General features: G+C 74.2%; 15 protein-coding genes. 8 read left to right on the forward strand and 7 right to left on the reverse strand.

Annotated elements, in window-relative coordinates:
• Nucleotides 1–13 precede the first annotated feature (13 nt).
• Both BJ999_RS22960 and BJ999_RS22965 read left to right on the forward strand, forming a co-directional pair.
• Nucleotides 14–814 (forward strand): tryptophan 2,3-dioxygenase, encoded by an 801-nt coding sequence (locus BJ999_RS22960; RefSeq protein WP_179835200.1) that lies wholly within the window; start codon nucleotides 14–16, stop codon nucleotides 812–814.
• Nucleotides 804–2,114, forward strand: coding sequence for an FAD-dependent oxidoreductase (locus BJ999_RS22965; RefSeq protein WP_179835201.1), 1,311 nt, complete (start codon nucleotides 804–806; stop codon nucleotides 2,112–2,114). The genes BJ999_RS22960 and BJ999_RS22965 overlap by 11 nt, the downstream gene beginning before the upstream one ends.
• On the opposite strand, the gene BJ999_RS22970 is transcribed toward BJ999_RS22965, so the two are convergent.
• Nucleotides 2,043–3,527 carry a DHA2 family efflux MFS transporter permease subunit gene (locus tag BJ999_RS22970; RefSeq protein ID WP_229810311.1) on the reverse strand — a complete coding sequence of 495 codons (1,485 nt, stop codon included), beginning with the start codon at nucleotides 3,525–3,527 and terminating at the stop codon, nucleotides 2,043–2,045. The two genes, BJ999_RS22965 and BJ999_RS22970, sit on opposite strands and share 72 nt — an antisense overlap.
• A gap of 133 nt (nucleotides 3,528–3,660) precedes the next feature.
• On the opposite strand from BJ999_RS22970, the gene BJ999_RS22975 reads away from it, so the two are divergent.
• On the forward strand, nucleotides 3,661–3,903 hold the full coding sequence (locus BJ999_RS22975) for a hypothetical protein (RefSeq protein WP_179835202.1): 243 nt from the start codon (nucleotides 3,661–3,663) through the stop codon (nucleotides 3,901–3,903).
• On the opposite strand, the gene BJ999_RS22980 is transcribed toward BJ999_RS22975, so the two are convergent.
• From BJ999_RS22980 to moaA, 3 genes are read right to left on the reverse strand one after another with little or no spacing between them, the layout of a single operon-like run.
• Nucleotides 3,900–4,172, reverse strand: a complete 273-nt coding sequence (locus tag BJ999_RS22980; protein WP_179835203.1) for a DUF6457 domain-containing protein — start codon at nucleotides 4,170–4,172, stop codon at nucleotides 3,900–3,902. The genes BJ999_RS22975 and BJ999_RS22980 overlap by 4 nt on opposite strands.
• A 49-nt stretch (nucleotides 4,173–4,221) precedes the next feature.
• Nucleotides 4,222–4,788: a molybdenum cofactor guanylyltransferase gene (gene mobA, locus BJ999_RS22985; protein WP_179835204.1), complete on the reverse strand. Its 567-nt coding sequence runs from the start codon at nucleotides 4,786–4,788 to the stop codon at nucleotides 4,222–4,224.
• 5 nt (nucleotides 4,789–4,793) lie between these two features.
• The gene (gene moaA, locus BJ999_RS22990) at nucleotides 4,794–5,783 is read right to left on the reverse strand and encodes a GTP 3',8-cyclase MoaA (RefSeq protein WP_179835205.1); all 990 of its coding nucleotides are present in this window, start codon (nucleotides 5,781–5,783) and stop codon (nucleotides 4,794–4,796) included.
• A 107-nt stretch (nucleotides 5,784–5,890) separates the two neighbouring features.
• On the opposite strand from moaA, the gene BJ999_RS22995 reads away from it, so the two are divergent.
• Together BJ999_RS22995 and BJ999_RS23000 are read left to right on the forward strand one after the other, a co-directional pair.
• Nucleotides 5,891–6,718 carry an alpha/beta hydrolase gene (locus BJ999_RS22995; RefSeq protein WP_179835206.1) on the forward strand — a complete coding sequence of 276 codons (828 nt, stop codon included), beginning with the start codon at nucleotides 5,891–5,893 and terminating at the stop codon, nucleotides 6,716–6,718.
• Nucleotides 6,719–6,966: 248 nt separating this feature from the next.
• A complete protein-coding gene (locus tag BJ999_RS23000) occupies nucleotides 6,967–7,758 on the forward strand; it encodes a glycoside hydrolase family 26 protein (RefSeq protein WP_179835207.1) in 792 nt (263 codons plus the stop codon).
• Between the two features lie 64 nt (nucleotides 7,759–7,822).
• On the opposite strand, the gene BJ999_RS23005 is transcribed toward BJ999_RS23000, so the two are convergent.
• The gene (locus BJ999_RS23005) at nucleotides 7,823–9,016 is read right to left on the reverse strand and encodes an RtcB family protein (protein WP_179835208.1); all 1,194 of its coding nucleotides are present in this window, start codon (nucleotides 9,014–9,016) and stop codon (nucleotides 7,823–7,825) included.
• Nucleotides 9,017–9,064: 48 nt separating this feature from the next.
• Entirely contained in the window at nucleotides 9,065–10,828 is a 1,764-nt protein-coding gene (locus BJ999_RS23010; RefSeq protein ID WP_179835209.1) for a SelB domain-containing protein, read from the reverse strand.
• Between the two features lie 273 nt (nucleotides 10,829–11,101).
• On the opposite strand from BJ999_RS23010, the gene BJ999_RS23015 reads away from it, so the two are divergent.
• Together BJ999_RS23015 and BJ999_RS23020 are read left to right on the forward strand one after the other, a co-directional pair.
• Nucleotides 11,102–12,541 carry an MFS transporter gene (locus BJ999_RS23015; RefSeq protein ID WP_229810310.1) on the forward strand — a complete coding sequence of 480 codons (1,440 nt, stop codon included), beginning with the start codon at nucleotides 11,102–11,104 and terminating at the stop codon, nucleotides 12,539–12,541.
• Nucleotides 12,542–12,585: 44 nt separating this feature from the next.
• Nucleotides 12,586–14,556 carry a propionyl-CoA synthetase gene (locus BJ999_RS23020; protein ID WP_179835211.1) on the forward strand — a complete coding sequence of 657 codons (1,971 nt, stop codon included), beginning with the start codon at nucleotides 12,586–12,588 and terminating at the stop codon, nucleotides 14,554–14,556.
• Between the two features lie 195 nt (nucleotides 14,557–14,751).
• Here BJ999_RS23020 and selD read toward each other — a convergent pair whose 3' ends face one another.
• Entirely contained in the window at nucleotides 14,752–15,741 is a 990-nt protein-coding gene (gene selD, locus BJ999_RS23025) for a selenide, water dikinase SelD (protein WP_229810308.1), read from the reverse strand.
• 192 nt (nucleotides 15,742–15,933) lie between these two features.
• On the opposite strand from selD, the gene BJ999_RS23030 reads away from it, so the two are divergent.
• On the forward strand, nucleotides 15,934–17,775 hold the full coding sequence (locus tag BJ999_RS23030) for an AMP-dependent synthetase/ligase (protein WP_179835212.1): 1,842 nt from the start codon (nucleotides 15,934–15,936) through the stop codon (nucleotides 17,773–17,775).
• The last annotated feature ends 4 nt before the right edge of the window (nucleotides 17,776–17,779 follow it).

Below are 17,779 nucleotides of genomic sequence, written 5' to 3' on the forward strand. Positions count from 1 at the left end.
GCAAGGAGGCGTGATGGCGGATTCGCCGACGATGACGTACGGCGGCTATCTGAGGCTCGACGATCTGCTGTCGTGCCAGGAGCCGAAGACCCGCGCGCACGACGAACTGCTCTTCGTGATCATCCATCAGGTCTACGAGCTGTGGTTCAAGCAGATCCTGCACGAGGCGGCGCTGCTGCAGCTCCGGCTGGAGGAGGGCAACAGCGCCGGGTCGCTGCACACCGCCCGCCGCATCGCCAAGATCCTCAAGACCGTCGTCGGCCAGCTGGACGTGCTGGAGACGATGACGCCCCGGCAGTTCGCCGCGTTCCGCGACGCGCTCGGCAACTCCAGCGGCTTCCAGAGCGAGCAGTTCCGCGAGATCGAGGCCGTCCTCGGGCGGCGCTCCTTCCCCGCGTCCGACCTGCGCGGCGACGAGCGGCTCCAGGCGGCCGTGTCCCGCCCGTCGGTGTTCGACTCGCTGCTGCGCTACCTCGCGGGCCGCGGTCATCCCGTCCCGCGCGCGGCCCTGGAGCGGGACTTCTCCCGGCCGTGGGAGCCCGATCCCGGAGTGCAGAAGGTCCTGCTCGCCGTCTACGCGGACGAGTCCGGGCCGGCCGCCGAGGTCTGCGAGGGGCTGGTCGACGTGGACGAGGGCATCCAGGAGTGGCGGTACCGGCACCTGAAGATGGTCGAGCGGACGATCGGCGCGAAGATCGGCACGGGCGGGTCGGCGGGCGCCGACTACCTGCGCAGCACCCTGTTCGCCCCCGCCTTCCCCGACCTGTGGGAGGTCCGCTCCCAGACCGAGGAGACCCCCGTCCATGGCGGCTGAGGGCGGCGAGCGGGTCGCGATCGTCGGCGCGGGCCTGGCGGGCTGCCTGCTCGCGGTGCTGCTCGGCCGCCGCGGCATCCCCGTGACGGTGTACGAGCGGCGCCCCGACCCGCGCGTCGCGGGCACCGAGCGGGGACGCTCGATCAACCTGGCGGTCTCGGCCCGGGGCCTGGCCGCGCTGGAGCAGGTCGGCCTGCGCGACCAGTCGCTCAAGCAGGCGCTGCCCATGCACGGGCGGATGGTGCATCCCCTGCCGGGCGCGCAGAACTTCCAGCCCTACAGCGCCGACGGCGGGCGCGCCATCAACTCCATCAGCCGCGCCGAGCTGAACCGGTCGCTGCTGGACACCGCCGAGAGCACGCCGGGGGTCACGCTGCGGTTCTCCGAGCGCGTCACCGGCGTGGACGTCGAGGCCGGCGCGCTCCTGCTGGAGGGCGCGGACCCCGAGCCCGCCGACGTCGTCCTGGCCGGGGACGGCGCCTACAGCGCGGTCCGCCGGTCGCTGCGCCTGGACGAGGACGCCGACTTCCTGGAGCACGGCTACAAGGAGCTGACCGTCCCGCCGAAGGACGGCGGGTTCGCGCTCGACCCGGACGCCCTGCACATCTGGCCGCGCGGCACCTCGATGATGATCGCGCTGCCGAACCTGGACCGCTCGTTCACCTGCACGCTGTTCTGGCCGAAGGAGGACTTCGCCGCCCTCGACACCCCCGGGAAGGTCACCGCCTACTTCGAGCGGCACTATCCCGACGTGGCGGGCCTGATGCCGGACCTCACGGGCGACTTCGAGCGCAACCCGGTCGGGTCGCTGGTGACCGTCCGGTGCTGGCCGTGGACGCGGTACGGCAAGGGCGCCCTGGTGGCGCTGCTGGGCGACGCCGCGCACGCCATCGTGCCGTTCTTCGGGCAGGGCGCGAACTGCGCGTTCGAGGACTGCATCGAGATCGACCGGTGCCTGACCGAGACCGGCGGCGACTGGGCCCGCGCGCTGTCGCTCTACCAGGAGCGGCGCAAGGCCAACACCGACGCGATCGCCGAGATGGCGCTGGACAACTTCGTCGAGATGCGCGACCGCGTGTCCTCTCCGGTCTACCGGGCGAAGCAGACGGCGACGCACGCGCTGGAGCGCCTCCTGGCCGGACGCTACGTCTCCCGGTACGAGCTGGTGTCGTTCTCGACGATCCCGTACGCGCGGATCCCGGCGCGGATCAGGCGGCAGAACCGGGTGCTAGCCGCGGCCGCCCTCGGCTCCGCGGCCGCCCTCGGACTGGGCCTGCGCGCCCTGTCCCGGCGGCGCTGACACCGGGCGGCCGGCGAGCAGGTCGGCGACGGCCGCCACCAGCGCCGCCAGCACGAACGCCAGCACGACGATCAGCCCGTGCCGGAAGGCGGCCGCCCAGTCCCCGCCCGTCCCGGCGATCGTGGCGAAGAACACCGCCCCGACGGCGGCGACGCCCATCGCGGTGCCGACCCGCTGGCCGGTCTGCAGGACGCCCGCCGCGCTGCCGCCCTCGGTGTAGTCCACCTCCGACAGCGTGATCGTCTGGTTCGGCGAGATCACCAGGCCGCTGCCGATCCCGGCCAGCAGCAGCGGCGCCGCGGTCGCCCAGGCCACGCCGCCGCCGGGCTTCAGCTCCACGGCGAGCCACGCCGCGCCGAGGCCGGCCAGCACCAGGCACAGTCCGACGGCGACGAGGGGGCGGCCGTAGCGGGAGACGATCCGGCCGCCGAGCGCGGACGCGACACCGGACCCGACCGCGAACGGAGTGATGGCGAGGCCCGCGCCGAGCGCGCTGTAGCCGAGGCCGTTCTGGAGGTAGAGGGTGAAGATGAAGAAGACCGCGGTGAACCCGGCGAAGTACAGCAGCGCGATCGCCGAGCCCAGCGTGTAGGAGCGGAGCCGGAACAGCGCGAGGACGACCATCGGCGTCCGCGCCCGCCGCTCCCAGGCCGCGAAGGCCGCCAGCAGCACGGCGCCCGCGAGGATCAGCAGCCACTTCAGGTCGCCGTGCCACTGCTGCTCCTGGACGAGCGGCAGCAGCAGGCACAGGACGCCCGCACCCAGCAGCAGCACCCCGAGCGGGTCCAGCCCTTGCCGCTGCCCGTAGATCGGGGCGGGCAGCAGCCGCCACGCCAGGAACAGCGCCGCGATCCCGACCGGGATGTTGACGTAGAACACCCACCGCCAGCCCTCCGCCGGGCCGGCGATCGCGATCAGTCCGCCGCCGAGCAGCGGGCCGACGGCGGTGGCGATCCCGATGACGGCGCCGAGCGCCCCGAACGCCCGTCCCCGCTCGGCGCCCCGGAACAACTGCTGGATGAGCCCGGCGACCTGCGGGTTGAGGATGCCGCCCGCGACGCCCTGCACGAGCCGGGCGAGGACGAGGAACAGGATCGTCGGGGCGATGCCCGCCCCCGCGCTCGCCGCCGTGAACAGGGCGAGCCCGGACATGAACACCGCTCGGCGGCTGCGGGCGTCGCCGAGCCGCCCGGCGGGGACCAGGACGAGCCCGAACGTCAGCGCGTACCCCGACAGGATCCACTGCAACTGCGCTTCGGACGCGTGCAGGCCCGCCCGGATCGACGGCAGCGCCACGTTGACGATGCTGACGTCCAGCAGCGTCATGAAAGCCGCGACGAGACAGACCGAGAGCGCCTGCCAGCGCCGCCGCTGCTCCGCCGGGCTCAGGGCGTCCGCGCCCTCTTTACGCACGGCGGGGTCCTATCCGGAGACCCCCACACCGAAACGCAGCCCGACCCACCCCGCGACAACCTCGCCCGCAGTGCCCCGACGATGGAGGGCCCTCCGGGCCCGGAGGAGGAGGACACTGCAATAAGGTCACCGCATGACCGACTCCGACCCGGGGACCGGGCCCGAGGAACTGCGGTGTTCCGCCAAGGGCTGCCGCGCCGACGCCGTGTGGGCGCTGCGGTGGAACAACCCGAAGATCCACACGCCGGACCGGCGGAAGGTCTGGCTCGCCTGCGACGAGCACCGCGAGAGCCTGTCGGCGTTCCTGTCCCGCCGCGACTTCCTGAAGGACGTGGTGCCGGTCACCGAGCACGACGAGGCCGGCGGGGGCGGTTAGACGTCGTCGAGGACGGGCTCGCCGGCCTGCTCGGGCACCTCGGCCCGCCAGCCCTCGGCCATCTCGGTCAGCCGTGCGGCGGCGTCCCGCGCGGGCACGCCGCGGCCGACCGCGAGGCCGAGCAGGTAGGCCGTGAGCGGCGCGCCGGGCCGCGTGACGTTGTGGGCGACGTCGCGGGCGAGGTCCAGTACCAGGCCCTGGTCGACGTCCCCGCGCTCCAGGCCCAGTTCGAGGCTCGCCGCGTTGATCCAGTCCTCGAGGACAGACATGGGTTCCCCCTTCGAGCATGGTCCTGGTGGTGTGCCCACTCTCCCACGATCAAAGCAGGCGCTCGGCGGCGGTCAGCTGTTCGGGGGTGTCGCAGTCGTACCACGCGGGGCGGTCGTCCGGCGGCAGCGTGACCGGCACGGGGTCCAGGGGGCCGAGGAGGCCGCGCAGGGACGCGCCCTCGTAGGCGGCCAGCGCCGCCCGCAGCGCGCCCGCGCGCCAGCAGCCCGTGAGCCACTGCTCGCGGCCGTCCTGGTCCACCAGGACGGCGCCGTCCCGCTCCCCCGCCGCCTCCAGCAGCGCGGCGACGTGGGCCGGGCGCAGGAACGGCAGGTCGGCGGCCAGGAGCGTCAGCCTCGGCGCGCGGACCTCGGCGAGCCCGGCGCGCAGCGCGGGCACCGGCCCGGCGCCGGGCGGGTCCTCGCGGACGACGACGGCGCCCGGCAGGACGTCGCGGCGCGGCCCCACGACGATCAGCCGGGACGCTCCGGACGCGGCCGCCGCGGCCCATTCGATCAGCCGGCGCCCGCCCGCGGAGGCGGCGGGCTTGTCGGCGCCGAACCGCCGGGCGCGCCCGCCCGCGAGCAGCACGGCGTCGAAGGACGTGCCGGCGTCCACGCGGCTCAGCCGCCGATCGCCGACATGGGACGGGCGGGCTGGAGGAACGCCGGGTCGTCGATGCCGTGCCCGGCGCGCTTGGTCCGCACGGCCCTGCGCCACCGGTCGGCCAGCTCGGCGTCGGCGGCGCCGTCGCGCATCGCGTCCCGCAGATTGGACTCCTCGGTGGCGAACAGGCAGTTGCGGACCTGCCCGTCGGCGGTGAGCCGCACCCGGTCGCAGGCGCCGCAGAACGGCCGGGTCACCGAGCCGATCACGCCGACCGTCTCGGGGCCGCCGTCGATCAGGAACGACTCGGCGGGGGCGCTGCCGCGCTCGTGCCCGGTGTCGGGCACGAGGTCGAACTCGGCGGACAGCCGGTCCAGGATCTCGTCCGCGGTGATCATGTTCTCGCGGGTCCAGCCGTGCTGGGCGTCCAGCGGCATCTGCTCGATGAACCGCAGCCGGTAGCCGTGTTCCAGGCAGTACCGCAGCAGCGGGGCGGCCTCGTGGTCGTTGATCCCGCGCATCAGCACCGTGTTGATCTTGACCGGCGCGAGGCCCGCCCGCCGTGCCGCCGCCAGCCCCTCCAGCACGTCGGCGAGCCGGTCGCGGTGCGCGAGGCGCCGGAAGGTCTCGCGGTCGAGGGTGTCGAGGGAGACGTTCACCCGGTCGAGCCCGGCCTCGGCCAGCGGTGAGGCCAGCCGGTCGAGCCCGATCCCGTTGGTGGTCAGCGAGATCTGCGGACGCGGCGCCTGCTCGGCCGTCCGCCGCACGATGCCGGCGAGGCCGCGCCGCAGCAGCGGCTCCCCGCCGGTGTAGCGGACCTCGGTGACGCCGAGGTCGCGCACGGCGAGCCCGACCAGCCGGACGACCTCGTCGTCGGTGAGCAGTTCCGGCTTGGGCAGCCAGTCCAGCCCCTCGGGCGGCATGCAGTACGAGCACCGCAGATTGCACCGGTCGGTGAGGGAGACCCGCAGGTCCGTCGCGGTACGGCCGAAGGTGTCGACCAGCACGGGCACCCCTTCCTGTCGCGGTCTGAATCTCCAGCCTATTGCGGCGGTTGACGATTCGTTCCCCCGCGGGAGACGGTGATCTTCCGCGGAGGAGCAGGGAGGCCGGAGTGGCGACGTCGCGGGAGTGGGAGTTCGCGGGCACGCGGGGAGCGGTCACGGCCCGGATCTGGGCGGACGGCGAGCCGCGCCACGTCGCTGTGCTCGTGCACGGCTACGGCGAGCACCTCGGCCGCTACGACCACGTCGCCGACGTCCTGGTCCGGAACGGGGCCGTCGTCTGCGGCCCGGACCACGCGGGCCACGGCCGCTCGGCCGGCGAGCGCGTGCTGGTCGAGGACTTCGAGGACGTCGTCGCCGACCTGCACACCGTCGCGGAGGCGGCTCGCGGCGACCACCCGGGCCTGCCCGTCGTCATGATCGGCCATTCCATGGGCGGGCTGATCGCCACCCGGTACGCCCAGCTGCACGGCGACGCCCTCGCCGCGCTCGTGCTGTCCGGACCGGTTCTCGGCCGCTGGCACGTCGTCGAGGAGCTGCTGGGCCTGGACGCGATGCCGGACGAGCCGATCGACACCTCCACGCTCTCGCGCGACCCCGCCGTCGGCAGGGCCTACACCGAGGACCCGCTGATCTGGCACGGCCCGTTCAAGAAGGCCACCGTCCGGGCGCTGGACGCCGCCCTGCGCCGCGTCGACGAGCACGGCTCGCTGGGCGCGCTGCCGACCTTCTACGTCCACGGCGAAGCCGACGAGCTCGTCCGCCCGCGGGACACCCGCGCCGGCATCGACGCGATCCGCGGGGACGATCTCACCGAGCGCCTCTACCCGGGCGCCCGCCACGAGGTCTTCAACGAGACGAACCGAGACGAGGTCCTCGCCGACGTCACCGCCTTCATCGACCGCGTCCTGGCGGGGGCGCCGAAGTCCGGCTCGTGACCCGGGCGAGTCGGTGGCCCCGTCGTCGCGGCGCCCCTCCCAACCTTCCGCGGCCACCACGTTTCTGACCGGTAAGGCCACAGAAGGAAGGCCACCGAGTCAATATTGCTCTAAGTAGCATTATCTTTACCGAGAGGAATTATCTCGCGATACGAGGGGGACGGGCATATGAACCGGATAAGGATCGGCAACCGGGCGGTCACGACCGGGCACCGCGACCGCGCGGTCCCCCATGCGGGGGGCGACGCATGACCCTCGTCGGGGCGGCCGTCACCCCCCTCAGCGGCCAGACGTGGGCGGCGGCGATCAGCGCCTTCGAGACGCTCACGAAACGCCCCATGCCGATCCGCCGCTGCTACGACGGCGTCCCGCCGTCCTCGGTGAGCGCCTCGCAGCTCCGCTACGACGTGGGCGTGCGCCGGAGCATCTACAGCATCAAGCCGACGATGTCGACGCCGCTGTCGACGCTGCGGGCGCTCGCGACCGACATCATCGCCAAGGGCGCCCTGTGCGATGTGATCATCTACCACGAGCCGGTCGACAACATGTCCGGCGACGCCTTCATCAGCCTCTACCGGCGATCGGCGCCGCCGTTCCGCGCGGTCGGGGTGAAGGTGGGGGTGTGCTTCACCAACTACTCGTGCAACCTGCCCTACTCCGATGCGCGGTCGGCCCTGCGGAACTACTGGCCGGACCAGGGCGTGGTCGACTTCATCGCGATCGACGAGTACCCGATCGGCGAGATCACCTCCACCGCGGACGCCGCCCCGATGGACGCGCGCACGCGGCGGGTGTGCCAGTTCGCCGACGCCCGCGGCATCCCGCTGGGCCTCGCCGAGTACGGCATGGACTCCAACTGGGACGTCACCAAGTCCGACCGGTGGATGCGGTCGGTCACCGACTGGAGCCGGGCCCGCGCCGGCCTCGGCCACCCGCTGCGGTGGGCGGCCTACTTCCACTCCAACGTCGGCGGAAACTACCGGCTGACGCACCCCGAGCACCTGGACGCCTACGGCGACACGGCCCAGCTGCTGACGTAGGGCCCGACGGCGTCCCGGCGCCCGCCCTGAAGCAGGGCGCCGGGCCGCGGCCGCCTCGGCGGGGTCAGCCCTTCACGCAGATGAGCTGACGGAGGTGCGCGACCACCTCGACGAGGTCGGACTGGGCCTCGATCACCGCGTCGAGGTCCTTGTAGGCGCCGGGGATCTCGTCCACGACGCCGCTGTCCTTGCGGCACTCGACGCCCCTGGTCTGCTCGACCAGGTCCTCGACGGTGAAGTGCTTGCGGGCCTTGTTGCGGCTCATCCTGCGGCCCGCGCCGTGGGAGGCGGAGTTGTAGGCGGTCTCGTTGCCGAGACCGCGGACGATGTAGGTGCCGGTCGCCATGGATCCCGGGATGATCCCGAGGTCGCCGCGGCCGGCGCGGATCGCGCCCTTGCGGGTGACGAGCAGCTCGACACCGCCGTACTCCTCCTCCGCCACGTAGTTGTGGTGGCAGGAGATGACCTCGCCCCACCTGCAGCGCTTCTCGCCGAACCGCTTGGTGACGACGTTCTGCGCGAGCGCGGTCATGACGGCGCGGTTGCGGCGCGCGTACTCCTGCGCCCAGAACAGGTCGTGGCGGTAGGCGTCCATCTTCACGGTGCCCTTGAGGAACACGGCGAGGTCGCCGTCCGGCAGGTCCTGGTTGTGGGGCAGCTTGCGGGCGGCCTCGATGTGGTGCTCGGCCAGCTCGTTGCCGATGTTGCGCGACCCCGAGTGCAGGACGAGCCAGATCGCGCCGTCGTCGTCCGCGCACAGTTCCAGGAAGTGGTTGCCGCCGCCGAGCGTGCCCATCTGCGACCGGGCGCGGCCGTGGCGGGAGCGGACGGCCGGGTGCAGGTCGTCGAAGCCCTTCCAGAAGTCGTACCAGCCGCGTTCCCTGAGGCCCGGCAGCGCGGAGGGGTCGACGGCGCTCTTGTGCGAGCCGCGCCCGACGGGGATCGCCTTCTCCAGGCGGCCGCGCAGCCCGGCCAGGTCGTCCGGCATGTCCTCGACGGTCAGGGACGACCTGACGGCGGTCATCCCGCAGCCGATGTCGACGCCGACGGCGGCCGGGGACACCGCGTCCCTCATCGCGATCACCGAGCCGACGGTGGCGCCCTTGCCGTAGTGGACGTCGGGCATCACCGCGAGGCCCTCCACCCACGGCAGGGCGGAGACGTTGCGCAGCTGGTCGAGGGCGAGGTCCTCGACGGTGTCGGGGTCGGTCCACATGCGGATCGGGACGCGGCCGCCCTTCAGGGTCTGGTACGGCATTCCCACTCCTTGATCGACGGAACCGGACCGCGATCTATGACGCCAGAGTCACCCGTCCCGGTTCAACCGGTTTTCGCCCTGGCGGCGCTCGGTGAGGCCGAGCCGGTCGAGGTGGCGCAGCAGGGCGACGGCGACGTCGCGGCCGGTCCCGAGGGCGTCGCCGGCCTGGGCCGGCGTGAACGGCTGCGGCAGACCCGACAGGACGCGCAGTGCCTCCCGGTCGGCGCCCGGGAGGAGCACGACGCCGTCGTCGATCCGCAGGACGGCGCCCGCGCGCTCCGCGTCGGCGAGGGCGTCGCCCGTGAGGCCCAGCTCTTCGAGGCGCTCGGCGTCGGGCGGCTCGAACGGGGCGTCCGCGAGGTCGGCGCGGAGCCGTTCCACGGCCGCGGCCCAGGGCGGCGGCGGTGCCGCGGCGACCGCCGTCGGCGCGGGCTCGGCGGCCTGCGCCGGAGCGGAGCCCGGGGACGGGCCGTAGACGCGTCCCGCGTCCAGGCGCAGCGGCGGCCGGACGAGCGCGGCGACGAGCTGCCGGGAGGGGAGCCCGAGGCGCAGCCGGACGGCCTCCAGCGGGATCCCGGGGGCGCCCGGGCTCACGGCCGCGTGCCGGGACGTCTCCTCGGCGAGCCGCTCGAACAGCGACCGCCAGTGCGCCGGGTCGGCGACCCACTCGCCGTTCAGGGCGACGGCGTCGGCGGGCGGCGCGCAGCCCATGAGCGACAGCTCCGAGCGGCGGAGCACGCCGTGCCGGCGGAGCACGACGGCGCCGTCCGGGCGGTCCGGCCAGGTCGCCAGCTCCCGGGCGCGGGCGGCGCCCGCGCCGCGCCGCACGAGGGTCGGCGGCCGGACGTCCAGGACGCTCACCCCGGCGATCGAACGGCGCTCGGGGTCGCGCAGGAGCCCGGTGTCGCCGAGGTGCAGGGCGAGCCGGGTGTTCAGGGTCAGGCGCGCGGTGTCGGGGCCGAGGGGCCGCAGCCCGACCGCGACGGCGGCCGACCCGATGTGCAGCGTCATCCGCCGCGCGAGCCTGCCGGACGCCTCACCGAAGCGGGTCCGGACGTCGACGCAGGTGGTGGGCGTCCAGGCGCCCGGGGTGACCAGGGCCATGCCGGCGTCGACGCGCCCGGCGTCGCGCAGCGTCAGCACCACGCGGGAGACGCCGCCGACCGACTCGCACGGCTCGCCGGCGCGGCCGATCGTCCGGACGCGGACCCGCTCGCCCGCGGGCATGAGGAGCAGCTCGTCGCCCACCGCGACCGTCCCGGCGGCGAGGGTGCCGGCGATGACGGTCTGACGTCCGGCGGTGAACGCCCGGTCGGCCCACAGCCGCACCGGGGCGGCCGGGTCGGGCACGGGCAGCCGGCCGGCGAGGCGGTCGAGCGCGGCGGACAGCTCGACCACCCCGGCGCCGGTGGCGGCGCTCACCGCGACGGCCTCCGCTCCCCGCAGCGCGGTCCCGGCCACCCGCTCGCGGATCTGGCGCAGCGCGGGCCTGGGGTCGGCGGCGTCGGCCTTGGTGACCGCGAGGACGCCGAACCGGACACCGAGCGCGCCGAGGGCCTCCAGGTGCTCGCGCGTCTGCGCCATCCACCCCTCGTCGGCGGCGACGGTGAGCAGGACCGCGGACGCGGGCGCCGCCCCGGCGAGCCAGTCCGGGACGGACCGCTCGTCCCCGGGCGCGTCGACGAACGCGACGTGCCGCCCCGAGGGCAGCTCCGTCCAGGCGCCCGCCTCGCCGGGCTGCCTGCCCGTGAGGGCGCGCACGAGCGCCGACTTGCCGTGCCCACCGTGACCTGCGGTGGTGACGACGTGCATCAGCGTCCTTTCCAGACCTGAACGCCGATGGCCGCGCGGGAGCGGGCCCTGCGGGGGGTGGCGAGGCGGGAGGCGGTGCGGGGGTTGCGCAGACGAAGGTCCACGAAAGGCAACCCTAGGACGCCCGGGCCCCGCGCAGAACGCCGACGCGCTGGCGCGTCGTGCCGTACCGGCGGACATCGGGCGACGATTCCCCCGCTCTACACTTATTTAGGTTGAGTAAGTACATGCCGCGCGCCGGGATCCGGCGACCGGCCGATGCGGGAGGTTCGCATGACCGGCGCCCCGGCGGCACGCAGGACAGGCGCCCCGGCGGTGCCCGGGGCCGGTGCCCCGGCCGCCCCTCCCACCGGCCCCACCCTGCTCGCGCTCGCCGTCGCCGGGATGGTCGTGTCGGTGCAGCAGACGCTCGTGCTGCCCCTGCTGCCGCAGCTCATGGCCCGGTTCGACGCCCCCATCACGGACGTGACGTGGGTGTTCACCGCGTCCCTGCTGGCCGGCGCCGTCGCCACCCCGCTGCTGACGCGGTTCGGCGACATGTACGGCAAGAAGCGGATGATCTTGCTCGCCCTCGTGCTGCTGCTGGCCGGCTCGGTGGTGTGCGCGGTGTCCGGCACGCTGCCGGTGCTGATCGCCGGGCGCGCGCTGCAGGGCGTCTCGGCGGCGATGATCCCGCTCGCCATCGGCATGATCCGCGACACGTTCCCGGCCGCGCGGGTGACCACGGCGATCGGCATCGTCAGCGCCACCATGGGCGTCGGCGGCAGCGCCGGCATGATCGTGACCGGGCTGATCGCCACCCGCACCGGCAGCCACCACCCGGTGTTCTGGATCGCCGCCGCGCTGGCGGCGGCCGGGCTGGTGCTCGTCGCCGCGACGGCCCGCGACGTCGGCGTCCGCGCCGGCGGGCGGCCGGACCTGCCGGGAGCGGCCCTGCTCGCCTGCTGGCTGGTCTGCCTGCTGCTCGGCATCAGCCAGGGCAACGCGTGGGGCTGGACGTCCGGCGGGGTCCTCGCCCTGTTCGGCGCCGCGGCCGCGCTGTGCGCGGTCTGGGTGGTGATCGAGCTGCGGGTCCGCGCGCCGCTGGTGCGGCTGAACCTGCTGGTCGGCCCCCGGTCGCTGTCGGCCAACGTCGTCTCGGCGCTGCTCGGCTTCTCGATGTTCGCCGCGTTCACGCTCATCGCCGGCTTCGTCCAGGCGCGGCCGGAGGAGGTCGGGTACGGGCTCGGCGGCTCGGTCCTGGACGTCGGGCTCTACATGCTGCCGAGCACCGTGACGATGCTGGTGTTCTCGGCGACGGCCGGGCGGATCGCGGCCCGGCTCGGCCCGGCCTGGACGCTCGCGATCGGGTCGGCCTTCGCCGGGCTGTGCTACGCGTGGCTCGCGGTGTCGAACTCGCACGTGTACGACATGCTCGCGTTCAGCGCCCTCCAGGGCGTCGGGTTCGGGATCGCCTACGCCGCGCTCGGCACCCTCGCCGTCCGGCACGTCCCGATGGACCAGAGCGGGATCGCCAGCGGCATCAACTCGCTCGTCCGCACCACGGGCGGCAGCGTCGCGGGCGCCGTCACCGCGTCGATCCTGGCCGGACACGCCGCGGGCGCCGGCATCCCCTCGCTCGGCGCCTACGAGCTGTGCTTCTGGGTGGTCTCCGCGGGGGCGGCGCTGGCCGCCCTCATCGCCGTCGCGCACGCCCTGCGCCATCCCGGGTAGACCCCGCCCGGCGGCGCGGGCCCTTGACGAACCGGCCCCGCGCCATGCCCTATAGGGGTGCGGCCCGAACCGCGGCGACGCCGGTCCGGGCCTCCGCGCAGATCCGGGCCAGGACCCGTCACCGGGAGGACGACATGGGCGCCTACGCGGCCGCGTACGAACGCAGCATCGCCGATCCGACCCGCTTCTGGGGGCTGGCGGCGCGGGACGTGCGGTGGCTCGTCCCGCCGGACCGGGTGCTGGACGACGGGGCCCCGCCCTTCTACCGGTGGTTCACCGGAGGCGAGCTCAACACCTGCGACAACGCGTTGGACCGGCATGTCGAGGAGGGCCGCGGCGAGCAGGCCGCGCTGATCTACGACAGCCCCGTCACCGGGACCGTGCGGACCTACACCTTCCGGGAGCTGACCGAGCTCGTCGCGCGGTTCGCCGGAGCCCTGCGCAAGCAGGGCGTCGAGCGCGGCGACCGCGTGATCATCTACCTGCCGATGGTGCCCGAGGCCGTCATCGCGATGCTGGCGTGCGCGCGGCTGGGCGCCGTGCACTCGGTGGTCTTCGGCGGGTTCGCGGCGCGGGAGCTGGCCGTGCGCATCGACGACGCCCGCCCGAAGGCGGTCGTGTCGGCGTCCTGCGGCATCGAGGCGGGCCGGGTGGTCCCCTACAAGCCGCTGCTGGACCGGGCGCTGGAGCTGGCCCGGCACAAGGTCGAGCGGTGCGTGATCCGGCAGCGCGAGCAGTTGCACGCCGACCTCGTCCGTCCGCGGGACGTGGAGTGGGACGAGGCGGTCGCGGCCGCCGAGCCCGCGGGGTGCGTGCCCGTCGCCGCCACCGACCCGCTCTACATCCTCTACACCTCCGGCACGACCGGGCGGCCGAAGGGCGTCGTGCGCGACAACGGCGGGCACGCGGTGGCGCTGCGCTGGTCGATGGAGAACGTGTTCGGCGTGGGGCAGGGCGATGTGTTCTGGGCGGCCTCCGACGTCGGCTGGGTCGTCGGGCACTCCTACATCGTGTACGCGCCGCTGCTCACCGGCTGCACGACCGTGCTGTACGAGGGCAAGCCGGTCGGGACGCCGGACGCGGGCGCCTTCTGGCGCGTCGCCGCGCAGCACCGGGTGAAGGCGCTGTTCACCGCGCCGACCGCGATCCGGGCGATCAAGAAGGAGGACCCCGAGGGGGCGCTGCTCGCCGGGCACGACCTGTCCGCCCTGGACACGCTGTTCCTCGCCGGCGAGCGCCTCGACCCCGACACCTACCGGTGGGCCTCGCGCGTCCTGGACCGCCCGGTGATCGACCACTGGTGGCAGACCGAGACCGGCTGGCCGATCGTGGCGAACCTGCGCGGGCTGGAGCCGATGCCGGTCAAGGCGGGGTCGCCGACGGTGCCGGTGCCCGGGTACGACGTGCGGGTCCTCGGCCCGGACGGCTCGCCGGTCCCGCCGGGCGCCGAGGGCGACATCACGATCCGGCTGCCGCTGCCGCCGGGCACCCTGCCCACGCTGTGGCAGGACGACGAGCGCTTCGTCGAGTCGTACCTGACGAAGTTCCCCGGCCACTACCTGACCGGCGACGGCGGGCACATCGACGAGGACGGCTACGTCTGGGTGATGGGCCGCACCGACGACGTGATCAACGTGGCCGGGCACCGGCTGTCCACGGGGACGATGGAGGAGGTCATCTCGTCCCATCCGGCCGTGGCCGAATGCGCCGTCATCGGCGTCCAGGACGCGCTCAAGGGGCAGGTGCCGCGCGGGCTGGTCGTGCTCAAGAGCGGGATCCTGGCCGAGCCGGGCGAGGTGTGCGCCGAGCTGGTCGCGATGGTCCGCGAGCAGATCGGCCCCGTCGCCGCGCTCAAGGAGATCTCCGTCGTGCCCGCGCTGCCGAAGACGCGGTCGGGCAAGATCCTGCGAGGCGTGATGCGGGGCATCGCCGACGGGCAGGAGGTGCCCGTCCCGTCCACCATCGAGGACCCGGACGTGCTGGACGGCCTGCGCCCCGTCCTGCGCCGGACCTGACGGCCGTTCCGGAGCGGAACGGCCCGGCGTCAGGGGCGGCGGCCGGTCTGCCTGGGCCAGAACGCCGCTACCAGGAGGACCCCGGCGGCCGCGAGCCCGCCGATCGTCATGCCTCACCTCCCCCGTCCCGATGAGGCAGTGCCGGGAGCCTACCCGCGCCCCCGATCGGCGACACGGGCGGCGAGGGCCGGGCGGCTAGCGGATGACGAGGGCGCGCCGCCCCCGGCCGACGAGCTCCCCGACGACCGGCGCGCCCGGGATCTCCCCGGCGACCAGCAGCCCGCCGGAGGTCTGCGCGTCGGCGAGCAGCAGCCGCTCCTCCTCGGCGATCCGGCGGAAGTCGGTGTGCGGCGACACCCACGCGAGGTTGCGGCGGGTGCCGCCGGGCACGAACCCGTCCCGCACGGCGGCGCGCGCGCCGTCGAGGTAGGGGACGGCGGAGGCGTCCACGACGGCGGTGACGCCGCTCGCCCGCGCCAGCTTGTACAGGTGGCCGAGCAGCCCGAAGCCGGAGACGCCGGTGGCGCACGCGGCGCCGCGTTCGAGGGCGGTCAGGCCCGCCGCCGCGTTCAGCTCCGTCATGGTCGCGACCGCGTGCGGGAACACCTCCCCGGTCGCCCGGTGCCGGGCGTTGAGCGCGCCGACGCCGAGCGGCTTGGTCAGCGTGAGCGGGACGCCGGGACGGCCGGCGTCCAGCCGCAGCAGCCGGTCCGGGTCCGCGGTGCCGGTGACCGCGAGGCCGTACTTCGGCTCGGGGTCCTCGATGCTGTGCCCGCCGGCGATCGCGACACCGGCCAGCGCCGCCATGTCCCGCCCGCCGCGCAGCACCTCGCGGGCCAGCTCGGCGGGCAGCGCGTCGGCGGGCCAGCCGAGCAGGTTCAGGGCCATCAGCGGCACGCCCCCGACGGCGTAGACGTCGGAGAGCGCATTGGCGGCGGCGATGCGGCCCCAGTCGTAGGCGTCGTCGACGACGGGGGTGCAGAAGTCGGCGGTGGAGACCACGGCCCGGCCGCCCTCCAGGCGCAGCACGGCGGCGTCGTCGCCGTCGGGACCGCCGACGAGGAGCGCGTCGTTCCCGCCGGTGAGGCCGGCCACGACCCGCTCCAGCTCCCCTGGCGGAATCTTGCTGGAGCCACCGCCGCGCGCGTACTGCGTCAGGCGGGCCACGGGGGCGAGTCGGGTCACCGCTGAATTTAACGCACAACTACCTCAAATGATCAACAAACGGACGGTACGCACCCGGTCACCGATCGCCGACCGACCCCCGCGACCAGCGTGGAAAACCCGCAAACCCCTTGTCCGAACCCGGTTCGGCGTGATGCGATCTGCACTCTGCAAGTCATCACTTACTACGGTCACCTACCCACGAGGGGCGACATGGGGATCCAGGAACAGCGGGCCGACCTCGACCGGGCCGTCGCGGGGCAGACGATCTGCACCGCCCTCGCCGCGACCGCCGCACGGCACGGCGGCAGGCCCGCCTACTCCGACCGGAGCGACGGCGAGTTGAGGACCCTCACCTGGGCGGACACCCGGACCCGCGCGCTGGAGACGGCCGCCGGGTTCGCCGCCCTCGGCCTTGACCCCGGCGACGTCGTCGCGCTGATGATGCCGAACCGCTCCGAGCACGTGCTGGCCGACCTCGGCGCCGTGCACGCCGGCGGCGTCCCCACCACCGTGTACGCGACGCTCGCGCCCGACCAGGTCGCCTTCGTCGCCGGCCACTGCTCGGCCAGGTACGCGGTCCTGGACGGCGCGGACCAGCTCGGCCGCTGGCTTCCCGTCCTGGACCGCCTCCCGGACCTCTGCAAGATCATCGTGGTGGACGCCGCCGCCTGCCCGCCCGGCGACCGCTTCCTCACCTGGGACGCCTTCACCGAGCTCGGCCGCCGCGAGCTGGCCGCCGATCCGCTCGCGATCGACCGGCGCTGGCAGGCGGTCGGGCCCGCGGACACCGTCACCCTCCTGTACACCTCCGGCACCACCGGCGACCCGAAGGGCGTCCTGATCACGCACTCGATGGTGCTGCACGAGGCGGAGATGGTCGAGCGCAGCTCCGTCCTCCCCGAGCACCCGGCCGGCATCTCCTACCTGCCGTTCGCGCACATCGCCGACCGCGTGCTCAGCTACTACCTGCCGGTCCGGCTGGCCTCCCACATCCACTTCTGTCCCGACCCGGCCCAGCTGACGACGATCCTCGGCGAGGTGCGGCCGCACTCCTTCTTCGGCGTCCCGCGCGTCTGGGAGAAGATCATGGCCGGCATCCAGGCGGTGCTGTCCGCCGAGCAGGACGAGACGAGGAAGCGGGCGGTCGCCGCCGCCCTGGACGCCGGCCGCGCGTACGTGACGGCGCAGGAGCACGGCAACACCCTCACCCCGCCGGTCGCCGAGGCCTTCGAGCGGGCCGACCAGACGGTCCTCACCCCCATGCGCGCCCTGCTCGGCCTGGACCGCGTCCGGCAGGCCTCCAGCGCGGCGGCGCCGCTGCCCGTCGAGGTGGCCCGCTTCTTCGCCGGGCTCGGCCTGAAGATCTTCGACGCCTACGGGATGACGGAGACGACCGGCGCCATCACCGCCAACCTCGCCGACTCCTTCAAGCTCGGCACCGTCGGCCGCCCGTTCCCCGGCGTCGAACTGACGCTCGCGGGCGACGGCGAGATCCTGGTCCGCGGCGCCACCTGCACCCCCGGCTACCTGGACCGCCCCGACGCCACCGCCGACCTCATCGACCCGGACGGCTGGGTGCACACCGGCGACGTCGGCCGCCTGGACGAGGACGGCTTCCTCACCGTCGTCGACCGCAAGAAGGAACTGATCATCACCGCCGGCGGCGAGAACATCGCCCCGTCACTGGTGGAGAACCGGCTCAAGGAGCACCCGCTCATCGGCCAGGCCCTCGCCTTCGGCGACCGCCGCCCCTACGTCGTCGCGCTCATCACCCTCGACGGCGAGGTCGCGCCCGTCTGGGCGGCCGCCCACGGCGTCGACACCACCGACCTCGCCGCCCTCGCCGACCACCCCCTCGTCCTGGAGGAGGTGGCCCGGGCCGTCGAGGACGCCAACGCCCGGCTCGCCCGCGTCCAGCAGGTCAAGCGGTGGCGCCTGCTCACCGCCGAGTGGACCGCCGAGAGCGAGGAGCTCACCCCGACCCTCAAGCTGAAGCGCCGCGTCGTGCACACCAAGTACGCCGCCGACATCGACGCCCTCTACACCGGCTAAGATC

This window comes from Actinomadura citrea (assembly GCF_013409045.1).
Lineage (GTDB): Bacteria > Actinomycetota > Actinomycetes > Streptosporangiales > Streptosporangiaceae > Spirillospora > Spirillospora citrea.

Coding starts and splice junctions, on each gene's coding strand:
- BJ999_RS23000 (WP_179835207.1), top strand. CDS start 6,967: ATGACCCTCGTCGGGGCGGCCGTCACCCCCCTCAGCGGCCAGACGTGG.
- BJ999_RS22975 (WP_179835202.1), top strand. CDS start 3,661: ATGACCGACTCCGACCCGGGGACCGGGCCCGAGGAACTGCGGTGTTCC.
- BJ999_RS22960 (WP_179835200.1), top strand. CDS start 14: ATGGCGGATTCGCCGACGATGACGTACGGCGGCTATCTGAGGCTCGAC.
- BJ999_RS23015 (WP_229810310.1), top strand. CDS start 11,102: ATGACCGGCGCCCCGGCGGCACGCAGGACAGGCGCCCCGGCGGTGCCC.
- BJ999_RS22980 (WP_179835203.1), bottom strand. CDS start 4,172: ATGTCTGTCCTCGAGGACTGGATCAACGCGGCGAGCCTCGAACTGGGC.
- BJ999_RS22965 (WP_179835201.1), top strand. CDS start 804: ATGGCGGCTGAGGGCGGCGAGCGGGTCGCGATCGTCGGCGCGGGCCTG.
- BJ999_RS23010 (WP_179835209.1), bottom strand. CDS start 10,828: ATGCACGTCGTCACCACCGCAGGTCACGGTGGGCACGGCAAGTCGGCG.
- BJ999_RS23020 (WP_179835211.1), top strand. CDS start 12,586: ATGCCCTATAGGGGTGCGGCCCGAACCGCGGCGACGCCGGTCCGGGCC.
- BJ999_RS23030 (WP_179835212.1), top strand. CDS start 15,934: ATGGGGATCCAGGAACAGCGGGCCGACCTCGACCGGGCCGTCGCGGGG.
- BJ999_RS23005 (WP_179835208.1), bottom strand. CDS start 9,016: ATGCCGTACCAGACCCTGAAGGGCGGCCGCGTCCCGATCCGCATGTGG.